Source organism: Pseudomonas sp. CFBP 13602 (assembly GCF_014842725.1).
Lineage (GTDB): Bacteria > Pseudomonadota > Gammaproteobacteria > Pseudomonadales > Pseudomonadaceae > Aquipseudomonas > Aquipseudomonas baltica.
On the sequence record NZ_JACYVT010000007.1, the window covers coordinates 14,100 to 32,021 of the forward strand.

The window sequence follows — 17,922 nt, forward strand, 5'->3', positions numbered from 1 at the left end:
GGGGACATGGCGCGCCACTCAGTCCTGATTGACGCCCTCGGTCAGTTGCTGGTCCTCGCCGAGGAAACCGCCGCTCTGGTGCTGCCAGAGCCGTGCATAGATACCGTTTTTCGCCAGCAGCTGGGCATGGGTGCCCTGTTCGAGAATGCGCCCCTGGTCCATGACGATGAGCCGGTCCATGGCGGCGATGGTCGACAGGCGGTGGGCAATGGCGATCACGGTCTTGCCCTGCATCATGTGATCGAGGCTTTCCTGGATGGCCACTTCGACTTCCGAGTCCAGCGCGCTGGTGGCCTCGTCGAGCAACAGGATCGGCGCGTTCTTGAGCATCACCCGCGCAATCGCCACGCGTTGGCGCTGGCCGCCGGACAGCTTGATGCCCCGTTCGCCCACCAGGGTGTCGTAGCCGCTGTGGCCCTGACGGTCGCTCAGCTGGCTGATGAACTCATCGGCCTGAGCGCTGGCGGCCGCACTGCGCACCTGCTCATCAGTGGCATCGGGACGCCCATAGGCGATGTTGTCGCGAATGGAGCGGTGCAGCAGCGAGGTGTCCTGGGTCACCATGCCGATGGCGCTGCGCAGGCTGTCCTGGGTTACATGGGCGATGTTCTGCCCATCGATGCGGATCTCGCCACTGTCGACATCGTAAAAACGCAGCAGCAGGTTGATCAGCGTCGATTTGCCCGCACCCGAGCGCCCGACCAGGCCGATCTTCTCGCCCGGGCGGATGTCCAGGCTCAAACCGTCGAGCACCTGGCGTTCGCCGTTGTAGTTGAAGCTCACGTTGTCGAACGTCACCGCCCCGCCGGAAGTCGTCAGCGCACCTGCGTCAGGCGCGTCCTGCACCTTCGCCCCGCGGGTCAGCGTGCCCATGCCATCCTGCAGCGTGCCGATGTTTTCGAACAACGAGGTCATCTGCCACATGATCCAGTGCGACATGCCGTTGATACGCAGCGCCATGGCCGTGATCGCCGCGACGGCGCCGGTCCCGATCTCGCCCAGGTGCCACAGCCACAGCGCGTAGCCACCGGCCGCCATCAGCAGGCCGACCACCAGTGCCTGGTTGACGATCTCGAACTGGCTGACCAGACGCATCTGGCGGAAGCCGGTGTTCTTGAAGTCTTCCATGGCCGCGCGGGCGAAGTGCGCCTCGCGGTTGGAGTGGGAGAACAGCTTGACCGTGGCGATGTTGGTGTAGGCATCGGAGATGCGTCCGGTCATCGACGAACGCGCATGGGCCTGTTCTTGCCCGACCTTGCCCAGGCGCGGCACGAAATACAGCATCGCCAGGCCGAACAGCACCAGCCAGGCCACGAACGGCAGCATCAGCTTGGGTGCGAAACCACCGGCCAGAGCGATGATGGCGATGAAATACACGCCGATGCCCGGCAGGATCTCGATCAGGGTGAACAGCACGTCGCGCACGGCCAGGGCGGTCTGCATCACCTTGGTGGTGACCCGCCCGGAAAACTCGTCGGAGAAGAACGACAGGCTTTGCCGCAGCATCAGCCGGTGGAAGTCCCAACGCAGCCTGAGCGGCAGGTTGATCGCCAGAATCTGGTGCTGGACCATGGTGCGCAAGGCGACCAGGGCAATGCTGCCCACCATGACCAGGCCCATGCCCCACAACACGCGGCTTTCCTGGGCAGCGGCATCGCCGCCCTGCTGCCAGGTGGTGAGCAGGTCGACGACCTGGCCAAGAAAGGAAAACAGCCAGGCTTCATAGACCGACACCGCAGCGCTGAGCACCGCAAATGCCAGGATATAGCCGCGCGCGCCGCGCGTGCAGGCCCAGAGAAAACGGGCCAGGCCATCGGGTGGCGGCGGTACTTCATCGGGTGGGAAAGGGTCGAGCCTTCGTTCGAATGCACGAAGCATGGGGGTCTCCATCGGAATCAAGTGGCGCAGATTCTGCCACTTAATGGCGCACTCGTGGGTCGCGATGGGCGGCTTTGCGAAGAACGGTGCATTCGGCAAGCGCGCGCGGGGTGCAATCCACTAGCTCGCCAGGGCCTTCAATCCCCAGAGCACGGCCATTCCGACGGCCAGGGTCAGCACCGTGCTCTTGAACTTCCAGGCGACCACCGCGGCGGCGATCGCCGCCGGAATCTGCGGGTTATCCAGCACCGGTGCACCCTGTCCGTTCGGGTAGATCACCGCCGGCAGCACCAGCGCGGCCAGGACGCTGGCCGGCACGTAGCGCAAGGCGCGACTGAGCAGCTCGGGCATGCGCCAGCGGCCGTGCAGCTCGACGAAGCACAGACGCATGGCAAAGGTCCCCACGCCCACGGCAACGAACAGTGCCCACAGGCCCCAGTCGCTCATGAGGCTCGCTCCTCAGGCTCGGCGCCAGTGCGCAAGGCGACCCGGTCGCGCCAGGTTTCGATGACGAGGCCCGCAGCGATGCCACCCACCGCAGCGATCACCAGTCCAAGGTTGTAAGGCAGGTTCACCGCCAGCACGGCGAGCACCCCGCCTACCACGGCCGCGCCCAAGGTCGCCGGACTGCGGATGCCAGGCACCAGAAGCGCCAGGAAGGACAAGGGTATGGCGAAGCTCAATGACCAGCTCTGCGGGATGCTCGCCCCCAGGTACACGCCTGCCAGTACCGACACCTGCCACGCCAGCCACATGCCCACTGCGGTGCCAGCGTAGTAATGGTGAGCATGGCGGCCCAGTTCGCCGCTGTCGAACTTCAGCGTGCACAGCGCGTAGGCCTGGTCCGACAGCAGGTAGCACAGCGGCCAGGTCCAGCGCCGCGGCAGGCCGTGAAAATGCGGGGCCAGCGACGCGCTGTACATGATGAAGCGCAGGTTGATGATCAATGCCGTAGCGACGATCGCCACGGGCAGGACACCGACGTGCAGCAGCTGCAAGGCGACCATCTGCGCTGAACCCGAGTAGAAGAGCAACGTCATGCCGATACTGGTGCCCGGCGACAGACCCAGCTCGACCGCCATCACCCCTGTGACCAGGCCGAACGGAATCACCCCAGGGGTCAACGGCAGCAGTGCACGGATGCCCTGCATGAACGCTTGGCTTGCACTCGGGAAAGGCATTCAGGTTCCTCGGCTGGGTATGATCTCAGGCCTCAGCAAGACACTTCGCGTGCGGCCTGTGCGACGGCAGCGGCACCGCCTTCGCGCTCGATCCACTCGATCAGTCGTCCGCTGGCCATCGGCGCAGCAATGAAGTAACCCTGCCCCTCGTCGCAACCCCAGCCTTTCACTGCGTCGAAACTGGCCTGGTTCTCGATGCCCTCGGCCACCACCTTGTAGCCCAGACGCTGCGCCAGATCAATGAGTGTGGTGACCAGGCGCCGGTCCTTCTCCTGGTTTTCGATGTCCTTGAGCAGCGAACGGTCGAGCTTTACCGAGGTGGCAGGCAGTTCGCGCAGATAGGTCCAGTTGCTGTAGCCGGTGCCGAAGTCATCGATGGAGATCTCGATGCCCAGCGCACGCAGGCGGGTCAGCTGGTTCCGGCATTCGGCGGGATTCTTGATCAACGCGCCTTCGGTGAACTCGATCTCCAGGGTCGCAGCCTCGACGCCATAGCGTTCCAGGGTCTGGATCAGCCGGTCGGTGAAGGCCGGCCCCTCGAGATCGCAGGGGCTGATATTGATCGCGACCTTGAAATCGTAGCCTGCTTCCCGCCAATGCCGGGTCTGCTTGATGGCCGCCTCGACCACCCACACGCTCAACAGCCGGATCAGGTCGGTTTTCTCCGCCAGCGGGATGAATTCGTCCGGTCCTATCGGCCCCAAAGTCGGGTGGGTCCAACGCAACAGCGCCTCGACCGCGCAGCAGCGTCCGCTGGCGAAGTCGATGCGCGGCTGGAACACCAGGCCCAGTTGCTCGGACTCTTCCAGGGCGTACGACAATGAACTGAGCAGCACGAAGGCACGTTGCTGGGCGATGTCCAGTTCGGCCTGGTACCTGGCCCAGCCGATGCCGCGATCACGCGCGTAATCGGCGGCACTGACCACCAGACGCACCCAGTCGCGGTCGTTGATCGTGTGGCAGTCCAGCTCCAGCGCACCCATGCCGATCTGCGTGCGAATGGGAATCCCGTCATGCTCGACCGGCGTGGAGAAGGCTGTGGAAAACCTCGCGTACAAGGTCGCCAGGCATTCGTCGCGCGGCTTGATGAATGCGAAACGGGTGAGACCGATCCGGTACAGCACGCAGTCGTGGCCGATCAAGCCCGCCACCCGACGGCTGATTTTGCTGACCAGACGTTGGGAAAACGAATAGCCCAGCGCCTTGACGATATCGTTGACGAAACTGGGCGAGAGGAAATCGACCGCGACCAGCAACGGCTCTTCCCTAGCGCTCAGATGCCGATGGATGTCGTCTTCCAGGCGAATACGGTTCATCAGGCGGGTGGGCCGGTCGATGAACGAGTCGGCGCGCAGGTCGTGGAGCCGGTGCACCACCAACTGCGCCAGGTGCCGCAGGCTCGCCCGCTGGCCGGTGGACATCGGCGCGCGCGGCTGCTTGTCGATGACGCACAGGCTGCCCAAAGCATGACCGTCATCGGTCAGCAGCGGCACGCCGGCGTAATAGCGTATGCCTGGTGCACCGGTGACCAGCACGTTGTGCCGAAACCGCGGGTCGCGGTGGGTGTCCGGCACTTCGAAGAAGTCGTCGACCAAAATGGTGTGACCGCAGAAGGACACATCCCGTGGCGTGGATGAAACGGTGATGCCGACCTTCGCCCGAAACCACTGCTGCTGTTCTTCGAGAATGGAAATGAGCGCTATCGGCGTGCCGAAGACTTCAGCAGCCAGCGCCACGATTCGGTCCAGCACCTCGTCGTCGACCGCATCGCGGTAGCAGAGCTCGGCTACGCGGGCAACGCGCTCGCGCTCGTTGGCCGGGAAAGGTGGAGCGAAATGGGTCATCACGGTATTCATTGCCCGATGGTCAGTCGCAAAGGGAGTCACTCAAGACAAGGCTGCATCGTTGTATCGGCAGCCTTGCCAGGAACTGTATACAGCTTTGCTCCGAGTGCACCACTGCCCTTCGTCTGCCTAGACAACCCCGAAGAAAGCCACCTTCTGCGAAAGGCGGTCCGCCAGACGCGCAAGCTCGGTGCTGGCGGTCGCGACCTGCTGCGAGCCGGTCGCCGACTGCACCGTCGAGCCATGGATGCGCGTGATGTTCTGCGAGACGTCGTCGGCGACCGCGCTCTGCTGCACGGACGCGCTGGCGATCTGCGCGTTCATCAGGTTGATCGCACCCACCTGCTCGCTGATCTTGGCCAGGGCCTCCTGCGCACTGCGCGTCTGGGTGACGGTCTGCCCCACCAGTTCGCAGCTGTTGCGCATGGTCTGCGCGGCCGCCTCGGTGCCCGATTGCAAGGTACTGATCATCTCGCGAATTTCTTCGGTCGACTGCTGGGTGCGATTGGCCAGCGAGCGCACTTCGTCGGCGACCACGGCAAAGCCACGCCCGTGCTCACCGGCGCGGGCGGCCTCGATGGCGGCATTGAGCGCCAGCAGGTTGGTCTGCGCGGCAATCGAGTTGATCACGTCGATGACCGATTCGATCTTTTCGCTGTGGCGCGACACCTGGTCGACGGTGTCGGTGGTCTGCTCCAAGGTGAGCGCCAACTGCTCGATAGCCTGCGTGGTGCTGGCCACCAGCCGATTGCCGCTTTCCACTTCGATATCCGCCAGGCGCGACGCATCCGCAGCCTGGGCAGCGTAACCGGAGACTTCGCCCACGGTCGCCGCCATCTGCGTGATGGCGGTGGCCACCTGTTCGGCCTCACGGGTCTGCAGGCGAATATGCGCGTCGTTGGCGGTGGAGGTCGCCGACAGCTGCGCCGAAGAGTGAGTGACTTCCCGCGCCGCCGTACGCACCTGCTCGATGGTCTCGCGCAAATGGCCCAAGGCGGTTTGCAATACCCCCATCACGCTACCGGGGTAATCGGTCACGATGGTCTGGTTCAGGTTGCCTGCGGCGAGTTGCTCGATTGCCAGGGCCACTTCGGCCGGCTCGGCGCCCAGCGTCGACTTGACGAAGCGGATGATCACGATCGACAGCACGATGCTCAGCAGCAGCGCGATACCGGTGGCCACCAGCATCAGCGTGCTGAACTGGCTGGCGGTAGCCTGCACATCACCCAACTTGGCCTTGATCGCGGCTTCCTCGTAGTCGATCAGTGCGTTGATGCGCTTGAGCCATTCGCTGTAGTCATCCGAAGTCTGGCGCAGCAGCAAGGCCTGGGCACCTTGCACATCACCGCCCCGCCGCAGCTCGATGAGCGTGCGGGTCGATTCCAGGGTCTGCCGCTCGATGCCCTTGATGGCCCCCAGCAACTGACGCTCCTCGCCTGTTACGCCAGCGCTCTGAAACAGCTGCTCCATCGGCGCGGCGGAATCGACATAGTCTTTTTCCAGCGAGGCCACCTGCGCCAGGTGTTTTTCCAGGTCGCGATCATTGTCCACCAACACCGCGTCACGGATGGCGATGGCACGGTTGTGCACACTGCCACGAAAATTGATGGCGTAACGCTGGATCTTTGCCGCGTTCTCGCTCACGTCACTCAACGTGGAATCGATGAACGCAACGCGCTGAATGCCGATGGCGGTGATCATCACCAACAAGGCGAGAATGGCCGCGAAGCTCAGGGCTATGCGCGTGGCCAGAGACAGAGGTTTTTTCATGGCAGGCTCGAAAGTTCGCCCGATGAGGACGGAAAAGGCGCGCGATCCGAAGGTGCAGTCGCGCCGAAGCGGCGGACGTTACGGCGCTGCTGGCAAGGAAGCCAATTGGCATTTCGCGGAGCAATGATAGCTAAACGCTATCAAACTAATTCCGCTGTGAGTTGTAGCATTCGGTTGACACGCAAAACGATCGCTCTACAGTCGCCTGATGGACAACCACTCAGAAATTCCAGCGGTTTTCGACGGTGCGCCAGCTGCCGCCAGGGAGGTCGCCGTGGTCGCTGCCGATGAGGCCAGGCAGGCCACGCTGACCCTCACGGTTTACGCAAAGGTCCGGGAATCATGAACGCCGGTCGTAACCTGGTAGCGGCGGCATTTGCCCTCACCGCGCTCTCGTACGGGCTGGCGCGTTTCGCCTATGGCCTGCTGTTGCCGCAGATGCGCGTAGAGCTGTCGCTGGACGCCACGGCCGCAGGCTGGATCGGCAGCGGCGCCTTCGCGGCCTACTGCGCCGGCATCGTCTTGACGTTCGTACTCAACGGCACGTTCACGCCACGCACCCTTGCGGTGCTCGCGGGTCTGGCCGCCACGGTGGGAATGGCCTGTATCGTGGTCGCTTCATCGGGGTGGATGCTGGGTGCCGGTGTGGCACTTGCCGGGCTGAGCACCGGATTGACCTCACCACCGTTGGCGAGTGCAGTCGCCGCTCGGTTCAACGCTGCCGGCCGCGCAAAGGCCAATGCGGCGATCAACGCCGGCACGGCTGCCGGCATCGTCTTCTCGGGTGCCGCTGCGGCCATGACCGTGGACGCCTGGCGTGAGCTGTATGCCCTGTTCGCCCTGATCGGCGCTGCGATCACCGTCTGGCTGTGGCGGGCCCTGCCGCAGGGTGGTGGCAGTGACACCGGCGCTGGCATGTCCCTGAAACTGATTGGCCGACCGGGGCTGGCTCTGCTCTGCCTGAGTGCCTTCGCCATGGGCCTGTCGAGCACTGCCATCTGGACCTTCGGCGCCGACATCCTGCGCGGCGCGTTCGGGGTCAGCGACAGCGGCATCGCCTGGGCCTGGATCGTGCTGGGAGCGGCCGGGGTCAGCGGCGCCGCCACCGGCGTGCTGATCGACCGCTTCGGTACGGCCGTCATCCATGGCGGCTCGCTGTTGGCCATCGTCACAGCGATCCTGACCCTGGCCGCTAGCGAGTTCAGCATCGCCTATGGCTTCGTCGCCATGGGCCTGTTCGGCGCGGCCTACATCATGTCCTCGGGTGCGTACCTGATCCAGGGCACTGCACTGCTGCCGGATCGACCCGACCTGGGCCTGGGTTTTCCGTTCCTGTGCCTGGCACTCGGGCAGACGGCCGGCGCGCCGTTGTTCGGTGCAGCCATGGGCGCCATGGGTGTCACCGCTGCCCTTTTCGCCTTTGCCCTGCCTGCCTTTCTGGCGATATTTCTCAGGCCCAAAACCCGCTAGCAGAATCTTCATTCGATTGCGCTGTGGAGCCCGGAACTTACGCTCGATCCGCCCACTCAGTTCTGTACCTGCCTGCCCTCATTCGAGACCACTGCCTTGGCCACATCTGCCACTTCGCGGCGTAACGCGCTGTCTCTCGACGGCCTGAATTTCTTCCTGGCCGATGTCCGTGACGGGCTCGGACCCTATCTGGCAATCTACCTGCTGGCGGTGCACAAATGGGACCCCGGCAGTATCGGCCTGGTGATGACCCTGGCCGGGCTGGCGGCGCTGCTCACCCAGACTCCCGCCGGTGCCCTGATCGACAAGACCCGGCACAAACGTGCGGTGGTGGTGGTTGCCGCCTTGCTGGTCACTGCCAGTTGCGTGGTACTGCCTTTCATTACTTCGTTCGGCCTGGTGGCCGCTACCCAGGCACTTGGCGCCATCGCCGGCTCGGTGTTCGCTCCGGCCATCGCCGCCATCTCCCTGGGCATCACCGGGCCCAAGGCCTTCACCCGGCGTACCGGTCGCAACGAAACCTACAACCATGCAGGCAACGCCTTCGCCGCCCTGCTGGCGGGCGGGTTTGCCTACCTGTTCGGACCGGTCGCGGTGTTCTACCTGATGGCCGCCATGGCCTTGGCCAGCGTACTGGCAGTGAGCTGCGTGAAGGCCGATGCCATCGACCACGACGTCGCCCGCGGGCTGGAGGCACACCACAAGGACGGTCACGAACAGCCCTCCGGCTTCAAGGTGCTGCTGGGCAACCGGGCGCTGCTGGTGTTCGCGGTGTGTTGTGCGCTGTTCCACCTGGCCAACGCGGCGATGCTGCCGCTGGTGAGCCAGAAGCTGTCGCAGATCGACCTGAGCATGGCTACCCCATTGACCTCGGCCTGCATCGTCGCCGCGCAACTGGTGATGGTGCCAGCCGCCCTGCTGGTGGGTGCGCGTGCCGATCAATGGGGGCGCAAGCCCCTGCTGCTGGCCGGCTTCCTGATCCTGCCGATTCGCGGTGTGCTCTATACGTTTTCCAATGATCCGTACTGGCTGGTGGGCGTGCAACTGCTCGACGGCATCGGCGCCGGCCTGTTCGGTGCACTGTTTCCGCTGGTGGTCAAAGACCTCACCCACGGTACCGGGCGTTTCAACGTCAGCCTGGGCGCCCTGACCACGGCGTTCGGCCTGGGCGCTGCGCTGAGCAACGGCCTGGCCGGCCTGGTCGTGCAGGAGGCCGGCTACAGCGCAGCCTTCCTGACCCTGGCCGGGGTCGCCGCGGTGGCCTTCGTCCTGCTGCTCACTGCCATGCCGGAAACCCTGCGCCGCGCCACTGAACAGGATGCCACGCCTTGCCCCACGCCAGCTTGATCATCTGGGGCGTCAGCCTCCTCGCGACGTTGGGCATCATCACCAGGCCATTGCGCATCCCCGAATACGTCTGGGCGCTGGCGGCAGCGATCGGTCTGGTCGCTGGCGGTTTGATCGCCTGGTCTTCGGCACTGGCAGCGGTACTTAAAGGTACCGATGTCTATCTGTTTCTGGTGGGCATGATGCTGCTGGCCGAACTGGCCCGCCGTGAAGGGTTGTTCGATTGGCTGGCGACCGTCGCTGCCCGCCAGGCCCGCGGCAGTGCGCAACGGCTGTTCGATCTGGTGTTCGTGGTCGGCACCGTGGTGACTGTTTTCCTGTCCAACGATGCCACGGCCGTGGTGCTGACCCCGGCCGTGTACGCGGCCACCCGGGCAGCACGCGTCAACCCGTTGCCGTATCTGTTCGTCTGCGCGTTCATTGCCAACGCTGCCAGTTTCGTCCTGCCGATTTCAAACCCGGCCAATCTGGTGATATTCGGCAAGCACATGCCGCCGCTGCTCGATTGGCTGGCCATGTTCAGCCTGCCGTCCGTGGCGGCCATCGCCATGACCTATCTGGTTTTGCGCCTGACCCAGCGTCGCCATCTGCAGCAGCGCCTGCAACTCGTCGAGCAACTGCCCCGCCTGAGCGCAGGTGCTCGACTCACCGCCTGCGGGCTGGCCGTCACGGCGGTGTTGCTGTTGACCGTATCGGCCCTGGACGAAGCGCTGGGCCTGCCGACGTTCCTCGCCGCCGTCAGCACCCTCGCCGTCGTCCACCTGTACCAGAGAAGCAATCCCTGGCCGGTGTGCAAGGGCGTGGCCTGGGGCGTGCTGCCGCTGGTAGCGGGGCTGTTCGTGCTGGTGGAAGGCATTGGCCAGACCGGCGTGACCGGTCAGTTGGCCAACTGGCTGGAACAGGCCGCAAGGCACGCGCCGGCCCAGGCGCACTGGTGGGCAGGAGGCCTGGTGGCGCTGGCCTGCAACATCGGCAACAACCTGCCGATCGGCCTGCTCAGCGGGTCCATCAACGAACTGGCGCACCTGCCGCCCACTGTCACCGGCGCGCTGGTGGTCGGCGTCGACCTGGGCCCCAACCTCTCGGTCACCGGCTCCCTGGCGACCTTGCTGTGGTTGATCGCGGTGCGCCGCGAAGGGGTCGAAATCAGCGCCTGGACGTTCCTCAAGCTTGGCGCCGTGGTCATGCCGCCGGCCCTGATCGCCGCCCTGTGGCTGCTTTGAGGCCGCAGGCGCATTCGCGTCTCAGAACTTCACGGTCGCGGTCAGACGCGCCGTGCGCAACGCGCCCTCTTCCACCTGCAGCGTGCTGCTGCCGGTGGTAGCTGGGTAATACTGCTTGTTGAACAGGTTGTCGATGTTCAGCTGCAGGCGCGTTTCGTAACCCTGGGTGGGCAGGTCCCAGCGCACGAAAGCGTCGGCCAGGGTGTAGCTGTCCATCCAGAAACTGTTGGCGCTGTCGCCCGGCCGCTCGCCCACGTAGCGCGCGCCTGCGCCCACATGCCACTGGCCGGTCTGCGCGGGCAAGGCCAGATGATGGGTCAGGTACAGGCTGGCCGTGTGCATCGGCGCGTTGGGCAGACGATTGCCTTCCTGCTCGGGCGCTTCGGCGTTCTTCAGCACTTCGGTATGGCTGTAGGCATAGGTGCCGATCACACTCCAATTCTCGGCTATCCGACCGGTGACATCCAGCTCGACACCGCGCGAGCGCGCCTTGCCGACCGCCTCGTCGAGGCTGTCGCCATTGCTCTGCAGCACGCTGTTGACCAGGTTCTTCTTCTCGATGTCATACACCGCCAGGTTCACGTTCAGCGCAGCGGTTGGCGTGTATTTGACTCCGGCTTCGTAGCTGCGACCCTCGGTGGGCTTGAAGCTGTTGCCTGCATCGTCGGCGTCGTTGGGCACGAACGAGCGGCTGTAGTTGGCATACAGTGCCACCGTTTCGCTGGGCTGGTAGACGATCCCGCCAAAGGGAATGAATTCGTCGCCGTTGGAATCGGCACCGGGCGCGTACGAGCGGCCCAGGCCCTGATCGCTGTATTGGTCCCAATGCGCCTGACGCCCACCGAACACCAGGATCCAGCGATCGTTGAGGTGCCAGTTATCCTTGAAGTACATGGATGTGGTGACCAGGTTGTTCTCGGCATTGCTCTGCGCCGCGCTGACCGTGACCGGCTCGGCCAGACGGCCATAGACCGGGTTGCGGATGTCGATATTGCCGGCGGCGGTATTGGCGTTGCGGTAGGTCTTGCCGCGGTATTTGTCCAGCGACTCGTTGTCCAGGCCCACCACGATTTCATGCCGCTGGCCGAACAGCTGCTGGTCGCCGATCAGGTCCAGCGCGGTGTAGCGGCTTTCGTAATCGTAGTGACCGCCATTGGCGATGCGCCGCAGCGTGTTGCCGGTGAGCGTGTTGGGTTGAGCGATGGCCAGGCTGTAGCGATCCTGGGTCCAACCGTAGGTCAGGCGACTGCGCCAGGCGTCCCCCAGCTGGTATTCGAACTTCGCTGTGGTGCTCTGGCTGATGCCCACGGTCTTGGCCCAGCGCTCGTCGAGGCGGTCGCGGTAGCTGATGTCGGCGGGTCGCCCAGCGACGAACACGGTGCCACGGTCGAACGGGCTGGCGTAGTCGTTGTAGGTATAGGCCAGCGAAGCACTGGCCCGCTCACCGACCCAGGCAATCGACGGAGCGATCAGGGTGTGCTCGTCGGTCCCATAGTTGCGCCAGTAATCCTCGTGGCTGCGCTCGGCCACCAGCCGGTAGGCCAGATCGGTATCGCCCAGCGGGCCGGTGGTGTCCAGCGACAGCGAACCGCCACCCTCGCTGAAGCCGGATGCGCCGAGGGTGGTGCTGCGGGTGAACTGCGGCTGCTTGCTGACGACGTTGATGACCCCGCCCGGTTCGAGCGCGCCATACATCAGCGAGGCCGGCCCCTTGAGCACTTCCACATGATCGGTGGTCGCCCCCAGGTTGCGACCGATGGCCGAGCGGATGCCGTCGCGCAGGATCGAGTTGTCGTCGTTGCTGCCAAACCCGCGCTTGATCAGCGCATCCTTGGTGCCGCCCAGGGTGTTGGTCTGGGTGACACCGCTGACGAAGCGCATCGCGTCGTTCAAATCCTTGACCTGGTAGTCGTCCAGCGTGCGTGCCGTCACCGAATTGATGGTCTGCGCTTCATCACGGTTCTGCGTGGCGCTCTTGCTGGCGGTTTCGCCGCGCGCGCGGGCGTAGCCGTCATCGCCCTCACCTTCGCCGGTGGCCTGGATGACACTGGATGGCAGCTCGGTGGCCGCCATGGCCAGGCAAGGCAGGACTGAGCACAACAGCACCCAGGAATGGGCCCGATTCAACGACTTGACCACGCGTGTAACTCCGTACTGGATAGAAGACGCGAATGCGTCCCATCTCAATTGTACGGACTATTGCGGTCATTTGCTGAATCGGCTGTACGATTTTTTACTACCTGAGAGACGAATTCAGAGACGGAAGCGACCCACCAGATCGTTGAACGAGATGGCCAGGCGCGACAGATCCTGGGTCGATGCGCTGGTCTGGTGAGCGCCTGCGGCCGTCTGCGTCGACAGGTCCTGGATGTTGATCAGATTCCGGTCGACCTCACGGGCCACGTGGGCCTGCTCTTCGCAGGCGCTGGCGATGACCAGGTTGCGGTCGTTGATCTGCGCGATCCCGGTGGCGATGGATTGCAGCGCATCCCCGGTGGCTTTGGCCAATACCTGAGTGTCCCCTACCAGCCCCTGGCTCTTGCCCATGGCAGCGACTGCCTGGTCTGCCCGCGAACGCACCGCGCCGATCATGCTTTCGATCTCGCCCGTGGACGACTGGGTACGCGCCGCCAGTGCCCTGACCTCGTCGGCAACCACCGCGAAACCACGCCCCTGTTCGCCGGCGCGGGCCGCTTCGATGGCCGCGTTGAGGGCCAGCAGATTGGTCTGTTCGGCGATACCGCGAATCACGTCGAGCACCTTGCCGATATCGCGCACCTGAACCGCCAGGTCTTCCACGATGGTGGTCGAGGACTGGATTTCGATGGTGGCATTGTTCACCGCTTCCACGGCATTGCGCGCCTGCGTCAGGCCATCGGTGGCCTGGCTGCTGGCAGTCTTCGAGGCTTCCGAGGTGGAGATGGCGTTGCGCGCGACCTCTTCCACGGCCGACGTCATCTCGGTGACGGCCGTGGCCGCCTGCTGAATCTCGTCGTTCTGACGCAGCAGCCCACGGCTGCCGTCTTCAGTGACCGCGTTCAACTCTTCGGCTGCCGAAGCGAGTTGGTTCGAGGCGTCGGCAATCTGGTGGATGGTGGCCTTTAGGCCTTCCTGCATTTCGCCGAGTGCGGCAAGCAGCTGCCCGGTCTCGTCACGGGCCGAGCTGCCAATGCTGTGGGTCAGATCACCCTTGGCGATCAATTTCGCGCTGGCCACCGCGGTGGCGATGGGCCTGCTGATCAGGCGGCTCATGAACAGCCCCAGTGCCAGTGCTGCCAGAAAGGCCAGTGCGATGCCGATGTAGAGCACGGTGATTGCCGCCTGTTCCTGCTCGTCGGCGTCACGCGCGCCTTCCTGGATCTGCCGGTTGTTCGACTCGACCATCACGGTCAACTCGTCCATGACGGTGCGATAGGCCGGCTGGATCTCCCCCGACATGAGCGAGCGCGCCGCTGAAACATCGCCGGTGTCCAGCACCGACAGGACCTTCTGCAGCTGCGCCTGATACAGCGGCCAGTCACGTTCCATCTTGTCGCCGGCGGCACGCTCGTCGTCGGCCAGTGGCGTCTTGCGGTACGCCGCAAAAGCCTTCTCGCTGTCCGCCAGGTTTGTGTTCATGCTCTGGCGAATCGAGTCCTTGACACCCTGCGAATCGTTCTCCGCATGGGCGGCGATCAGGGCGTACAGGTCCTTGAGCTGGGCAATCGCCTTGCTCTTGGCTTCGGCCGTCTTGGCAACCGACACCAGGTTGTTAGAGAACACGCCTTTGAGGCTGTCCGACAGCTGACTGACGCCGCGGCCCCCCAGCAGGCCGACGCCGAGGGTAATGAACGCACACAACCCGAAGGCCGCAATCAGTTTGGAAGATAACTTTGCATCGCGAAGCCACGTCATACAGGTATCCTGTCAGGTCCACCAAAAAAAGCCCCGGGTTCGGCACTTTCCTTAGCGTCGTGGGCGGTATGAACCCGCTATCGGCATTGCCGCAGGAAGCTTGAATAGTGTTCGCAGGCCGTGTGGCCACTTGGCCCTACCATCTGTCGTGGCGACCAAATGCACCTGCCATACGATCAGCGGTATGAACGCTTATGCGATGATGGCTGTCTGACATCACTCTATCCGCATGACCTTGCGATGCCGCCCATGAACGATCTCAACCGCCGTAATCCATGCCGCTTGCCGATGCTGCTGACGCTGACGCTGCTCACGATCGTGGGGCTCTCCATCCTGTGGGAGTTCCACCTCGAAGCCTATGTGATGCACTGGCTGAACCTGCCCTACGACGGTGATTTCGAAGATGCCGAACGCTGGCGTTTCGTGCTGACATCTTCGGGGTTCTCGATGATTTCGCTGATCGTGCCGACCATCGTGCTCAAGCGCATGGTCACCAGTACTCAACTCAGCTACCGGCGTCTGCAGCGGATCCAGTTTCAAACCGAAACCCTGGCCAAGTACGACTCCCTCAGCGCCTTGATCAACCGTCGCGGCTTCATGGACCTGCTGTGCGAACGGCTTGCACAGCACCGTTGCGTATCGATCATGCTGATCGACCTGGACCACTTCAAAGCCATAAACGACCAGCATGGCCACTCTGGCGGAGACAGCGTGCTGGTCGAGGTGGCCGACCGGCTCAAGCACATCGCACGCTTGCACGGTGGCACCGCCGCCCGACTGGGTGGGGATGAATTCTGCCTGCTGTTTCTGGACTACAGGGATGCGCGCGAGTTGAGCGACATTGCCGCAACCACCATCCAGCGGGTCAGCGAGGCCTTTGTCGAACCCTCCACCCCCGTGCGGCTGGGCGCGACCATTGGCATATCGCGTTCCTGGATCGATGCCACCGAGGCGTCCGCACTGCTGCACTGCGCCGATACGGCGATGTACCGGGGAAAGAACGCTGGCCGCTCCATGTTCAATTTCTACGACAATGAATACGAGCGGCAGCTGCGGGCCCAAGCCGACCTCGACCAAGCCCTCAGGCACGCGGTGGAGCGCGAGGAAATCGTGCCGTTCTTCCAACCCATCGTCACCCTTCCGTCGCAGACGATCGTAGGCTTCGAGGTGCTCGCACGCTGGGCCCGGCCCGACGGCAGCACCGGCATGCCTACCGACTTCATCCCGATACTGGAGCGCCTTGGCCTGATTCCGGCCATGACCCGCTCACTGGTCAAGCAGGCCTGCAGGGCGGCCAGCTTCTGGGACGACACACTGCACCTGTCGCTCAATGTCAGCGCCACCATGATCACCGACGAGCTGTTCCCCGATCGTCTGGCCGAGCAACTCAGGCATGAACGCTTCCCCTACGAGCGCTTCGAAGTGGAGATCACTGAAGAAGCGCTGGTGGGCAACCTCGACGCCGCCCAGCGGAACCTGAGCAAGCTGCACGCCTACGGCATCAGCGTGGCGCTGGACGACTTCGGCATTGGCTATTCGGGCCTGTACCATCTGACGCGGCTGTCCATCGACAAGATCAAGATAGACCGGTCCTTCTTCGAGGCCGGCAGCATTGACCACCTGCCCATGGTGGAAGCCATCCTGGGGATGGCACGCAGCCTGAAAATGAAGGTCACGGCCGAAGGCATCGAGGACTTCCACCTGCCCTACCTGCCGAAATGGCTGGCGGAAAATGGTTGCCACTATGCCCAGGGCTATCTATATGGCCGCCCACAGGCAGGGAGCACCATCGCCGCCGCCGTCCATGCCCCATTGACGGTCTGCGCCGCAGCTCAGAACTGAACCCGACGCCCGGTCACCGGGTAGCTCGGGTCGGTGTAGCCAGGCGTCGAGCTATGGCCCGCCACCACCAGGGCGTCGATGAACGCCTCGTCCTCTGCGGTGAACCGGTACTGCAACGCCGGTACATAGTCGCGCCATTGCTGTTCGGTGCGAGGCCCGGCGATGGCCGAGCTGATCAATGGGTTGTTGAGCACCCAGGCCAGCGCGAACTGCCCCGAGGTGATGCCGCGGGCCTGGGCGTGATCCTTGATGCGTTGCGCCAGGTTCAGCGACTCTGGGCGCCACTCGGTCTGCTGCAGGCGCGGGTCGCTGCGCCCCGCCCGCGTGTCGACACCCGGTTCGGCACCGGGGTCGTACTTGGCGGTCAGCACGCCTCGCGCCAGCGGGCTGTAGGACACCACGCCGATGCCATAATGCTCGGCTGCCGGCAGATGCTCGGCTTCGATCTGCCGATTGGCCAGGTTGTACAGTGGCTGGCTCACGGTCGGCCGCTCGACCCCCAGCAGGTCTGCCACCCGGCAGAATTCGGCAAGCTTCCAACTGCTGTGGTTCGACAGCCCGTAGCCGCGGATCTTGCCGGCGCGAATCAGATCGGCCAAGGCGCGCACGGTCTCTTCCACCGGCGTGAAAGGGTCTTCACGGTGCACGTAGTAGAGGTCGAGGTAATCGGTCTGCAAGCGGCGCAGACTGCCTTCCACCGACTCGATCACGCTGTGGCGCGAAGCCCCGCGCCCATTCGGCCCTTGCACGCCTGGGTTGGGGTTGACGAACTTGCTCGACAGCACCCAGCGCGAGCGCTGGCCGGCGATCAGCTTGCCCACCGCGATTTCCGAAGCGCCGTCGTTGTAGTTGTTCGCCGTGTCGATGGCATTGATGCCCTGCTCCAAGGCATCGTCGACGATACGCTTGGCGGTGGCGTCGTCGGTCTGGCCGCCGAACATCATCGTACCCAGGGTGATTTCGGAAACCTGCAGGCCATGGCGGCCCAGGCGGCGGTATCTGACGTCGCTCATCGGAAAGTCCTCTTTTAGCAAAACAGCCGGCCATGCAAGGCCCTGTTCTTCGATGCTGGCGTATCCGATCCCATCCAGCAACATGATGGCCTATAGCCTCTATCGGAAAAGACTATTTAAGCTACGCGGGCCATGGCCGATAGACTGATCACACTCAAATGAAACAACGCTCATCCCGTGGCCAGGACGCCTACACCAAGATAGAGCCCTCGGAGCACCGCATGCCCACCACCCACATTACGGAAATGCAGGAAGACGTCCATGACGCGGCACGTCAGTTGGAAATGATCTACCAAATGCTCCGCGGCCACGCCCTGTTTCTGCGCAGCAGAAACATCGACCATCTCATAGATGATGTCTTGCTCGTTGAAAACCAGGCGGGCGCTCTGGCCTTGTCCATTCAAGATCTAAAAGGGGCCGCGTCCAGGATGGCCAAGGCGGCGTAGCTCGAAAAGCCTCG

At 63.9% G+C, this 17,922-nt stretch carries 13 protein-coding genes and 2 pseudogenes; 5 read left to right on the plus strand and 10 right to left on the minus strand.

Translation table 11 applies throughout. The features are described 5' to 3' along the window. Nucleotides 1-18: 18 nt before the first annotated feature. From IFU31_RS15220 to IFU31_RS21910, 6 genes and pseudogenes are all read right to left on the minus strand, one after another. Entirely contained in the window at nucleotides 19-1,878 is a 1,860-nt protein-coding gene (locus tag IFU31_RS15220; RefSeq protein WP_122478667.1) for an ABC transporter ATP-binding protein, read from the minus strand. A gap of 120 nt (nucleotides 1,879-1,998) precedes the next feature. Continuing rightward, the gene (locus tag IFU31_RS15225) at nucleotides 1,999-2,325 is read right to left on the minus strand and encodes an AzlD domain-containing protein (protein WP_122712911.1); all 327 of its coding nucleotides are present in this window, start codon (nucleotides 2,323-2,325) and stop codon (nucleotides 1,999-2,001) included. Beyond that, a complete protein-coding gene (locus tag IFU31_RS15230) occupies nucleotides 2,322-3,059 on the minus strand; it encodes an AzlC family ABC transporter permease (RefSeq protein WP_192103572.1) in 738 nt (245 codons plus the stop codon). The genes IFU31_RS15225 and IFU31_RS15230 overlap by 4 nt, the downstream gene beginning before the upstream one ends. Before the next feature lie 32 nt (nucleotides 3,060-3,091). After that, nucleotides 3,092-4,903 carry a putative bifunctional diguanylate cyclase/phosphodiesterase gene (locus tag IFU31_RS15235; protein ID WP_192103574.1) on the minus strand — a complete coding sequence of 604 codons (1,812 nt, stop codon included), beginning with the start codon at nucleotides 4,901-4,903 and terminating at the stop codon, nucleotides 3,092-3,094. Nucleotides 4,904-5,032: 129 nt separating this feature from the next. Continuing rightward, on the minus strand, nucleotides 5,033-6,091 hold the full coding sequence (locus IFU31_RS21905) for a methyl-accepting chemotaxis protein (protein ID WP_446731041.1): 1,059 nt from the start codon (nucleotides 6,089-6,091) through the stop codon (nucleotides 5,033-5,035). A gap of 72 nt (nucleotides 6,092-6,163) precedes the next feature. Further along, nucleotides 6,164-6,673 (minus strand): annotated as a pseudogene (locus tag IFU31_RS21910) (MCP four helix bundle domain-containing protein); the annotation flags it as partial. 342 nt (nucleotides 6,674-7,015) lie between these two features. Between IFU31_RS21910 and IFU31_RS15245 the strand changes: the two are divergent. The 3 genes from IFU31_RS15245 (at nucleotide 7,016) to IFU31_RS15255 (ending at nucleotide 10,713) form a co-directional block, all read left to right on the plus strand. Further along, nucleotides 7,016-8,143, plus strand: coding sequence for an MFS transporter (locus IFU31_RS15245; RefSeq protein ID WP_192057364.1), 1,128 nt, complete (start codon nucleotides 7,016-7,018; stop codon nucleotides 8,141-8,143). Nucleotides 8,144-8,239: 96 nt separating this feature from the next. Beyond that, entirely contained in the window at nucleotides 8,240-9,490 is a 1,251-nt protein-coding gene (locus tag IFU31_RS15250; protein ID WP_192057365.1) for an MFS transporter, read from the plus strand. After that, nucleotides 9,472-10,713 (plus strand): arsenic transporter, encoded by a 1,242-nt coding sequence (locus IFU31_RS15255; RefSeq protein WP_192057366.1) that lies wholly within the window; start codon nucleotides 9,472-9,474, stop codon nucleotides 10,711-10,713. Before IFU31_RS15250 ends, IFU31_RS15255 begins: the two co-directional genes overlap by 19 nt. A 21-nt stretch (nucleotides 10,714-10,734) precedes the next feature. Here the strand turns inward: IFU31_RS15255 and IFU31_RS15260 are convergent, their stop codons facing one another. From IFU31_RS15260 to IFU31_RS21920, 3 genes and pseudogenes are all read right to left on the minus strand, one after another. Continuing rightward, on the minus strand, nucleotides 10,735-12,786 hold the full coding sequence (locus tag IFU31_RS15260) for a TonB-dependent siderophore receptor (protein WP_192103854.1): 2,052 nt from the start codon (nucleotides 12,784-12,786) through the stop codon (nucleotides 10,735-10,737). Nucleotides 12,787-12,966: 180 nt separating this feature from the next. Further along, nucleotides 12,967-13,830, minus strand: a complete 864-nt coding sequence (locus tag IFU31_RS21915; protein WP_425311990.1) for a methyl-accepting chemotaxis protein — start codon at nucleotides 13,828-13,830, stop codon at nucleotides 12,967-12,969. Continuing rightward, nucleotides 13,825-14,607, minus strand: a pseudogene (locus tag IFU31_RS21920) (MCP four helix bundle domain-containing protein); the annotation flags it as partial. The gene IFU31_RS21915 and the pseudogene IFU31_RS21920, both read right to left, overlap by 6 nt. Before the next feature lie 249 nt (nucleotides 14,608-14,856). Here IFU31_RS21920 and IFU31_RS15270 point away from each other — a divergent pair. Then, nucleotides 14,857-16,449 (plus strand): putative bifunctional diguanylate cyclase/phosphodiesterase, encoded by a 1,593-nt coding sequence (locus IFU31_RS15270; RefSeq protein ID WP_192103579.1) that lies wholly within the window; start codon nucleotides 14,857-14,859, stop codon nucleotides 16,447-16,449. On the opposite strand, the gene IFU31_RS15275 is transcribed toward IFU31_RS15270, so the two are convergent. Then, complete coding sequence (locus IFU31_RS15275; RefSeq protein WP_192103581.1) at nucleotides 16,440-17,462, minus strand: aldo/keto reductase; 1,023 nt, start codon at nucleotides 17,460-17,462, stop codon at nucleotides 16,440-16,442. The two genes, IFU31_RS15270 and IFU31_RS15275, sit on opposite strands and share 10 nt — an antisense overlap. Before the next feature lie 221 nt (nucleotides 17,463-17,683). Between IFU31_RS15275 and IFU31_RS15280 the strand changes: the two genes are divergently transcribed. Next, nucleotides 17,684-17,908, plus strand: coding sequence for a hypothetical protein (locus IFU31_RS15280; protein ID WP_122712920.1), 225 nt, complete (start codon nucleotides 17,684-17,686; stop codon nucleotides 17,906-17,908). Nucleotides 17,909-17,922 lie beyond the last annotated feature (14 nt).

Excerpts from the sequence above, each read along its gene's own strand:
- IFU31_RS21905 (WP_446731041.1), bottom strand. The coding sequence starts at position 6,091 with ATGCTGGTGGCCACCGGTATCGCGCTGCTGCTGAGCATCGTGCTGTCG.
- IFU31_RS15275 (WP_192103581.1), bottom strand. The coding sequence starts at position 17,462 with ATGAGCGACGTCAGATACCGCCGCCTGGGCCGCCATGGCCTGCAGGTT.
- IFU31_RS15235 (WP_192103574.1), bottom strand. The coding sequence starts at position 4,903 with ATGACCCATTTCGCTCCACCTTTCCCGGCCAACGAGCGCGAGCGCGTT.
- IFU31_RS21915 (WP_425311990.1), bottom strand. The coding sequence starts at position 13,830 with ATGCAGGAAGGCCTAAAGGCCACCATCCACCAGATTGCCGACGCCTCG.
- IFU31_RS15220 (WP_122478667.1), bottom strand. The coding sequence starts at position 1,878 with ATGCTTCGTGCATTCGAACGAAGGCTCGACCCTTTCCCACCCGATGAA.
- IFU31_RS15260 (WP_192103854.1), bottom strand. The coding sequence starts at position 12,786 with ATGGCGGCCACCGAGCTGCCATCCAGTGTCATCCAGGCCACCGGCGAA.
- IFU31_RS15280 (WP_122712920.1), top strand. The coding sequence starts at position 17,684 with ATGCCCACCACCCACATTACGGAAATGCAGGAAGACGTCCATGACGCG.
- IFU31_RS15230 (WP_192103572.1), bottom strand. The coding sequence starts at position 3,059 with ATGCCTTTCCCGAGTGCAAGCCAAGCGTTCATGCAGGGCATCCGTGCA.
- IFU31_RS15270 (WP_192103579.1), top strand. The coding sequence starts at position 14,857 with ATGAACGATCTCAACCGCCGTAATCCATGCCGCTTGCCGATGCTGCTG.
- IFU31_RS15245 (WP_192057364.1), top strand. The coding sequence starts at position 7,016 with ATGAACGCCGGTCGTAACCTGGTAGCGGCGGCATTTGCCCTCACCGCG.
- IFU31_RS15225 (WP_122712911.1), bottom strand. The coding sequence starts at position 2,325 with ATGAGCGACTGGGGCCTGTGGGCACTGTTCGTTGCCGTGGGCGTGGGG.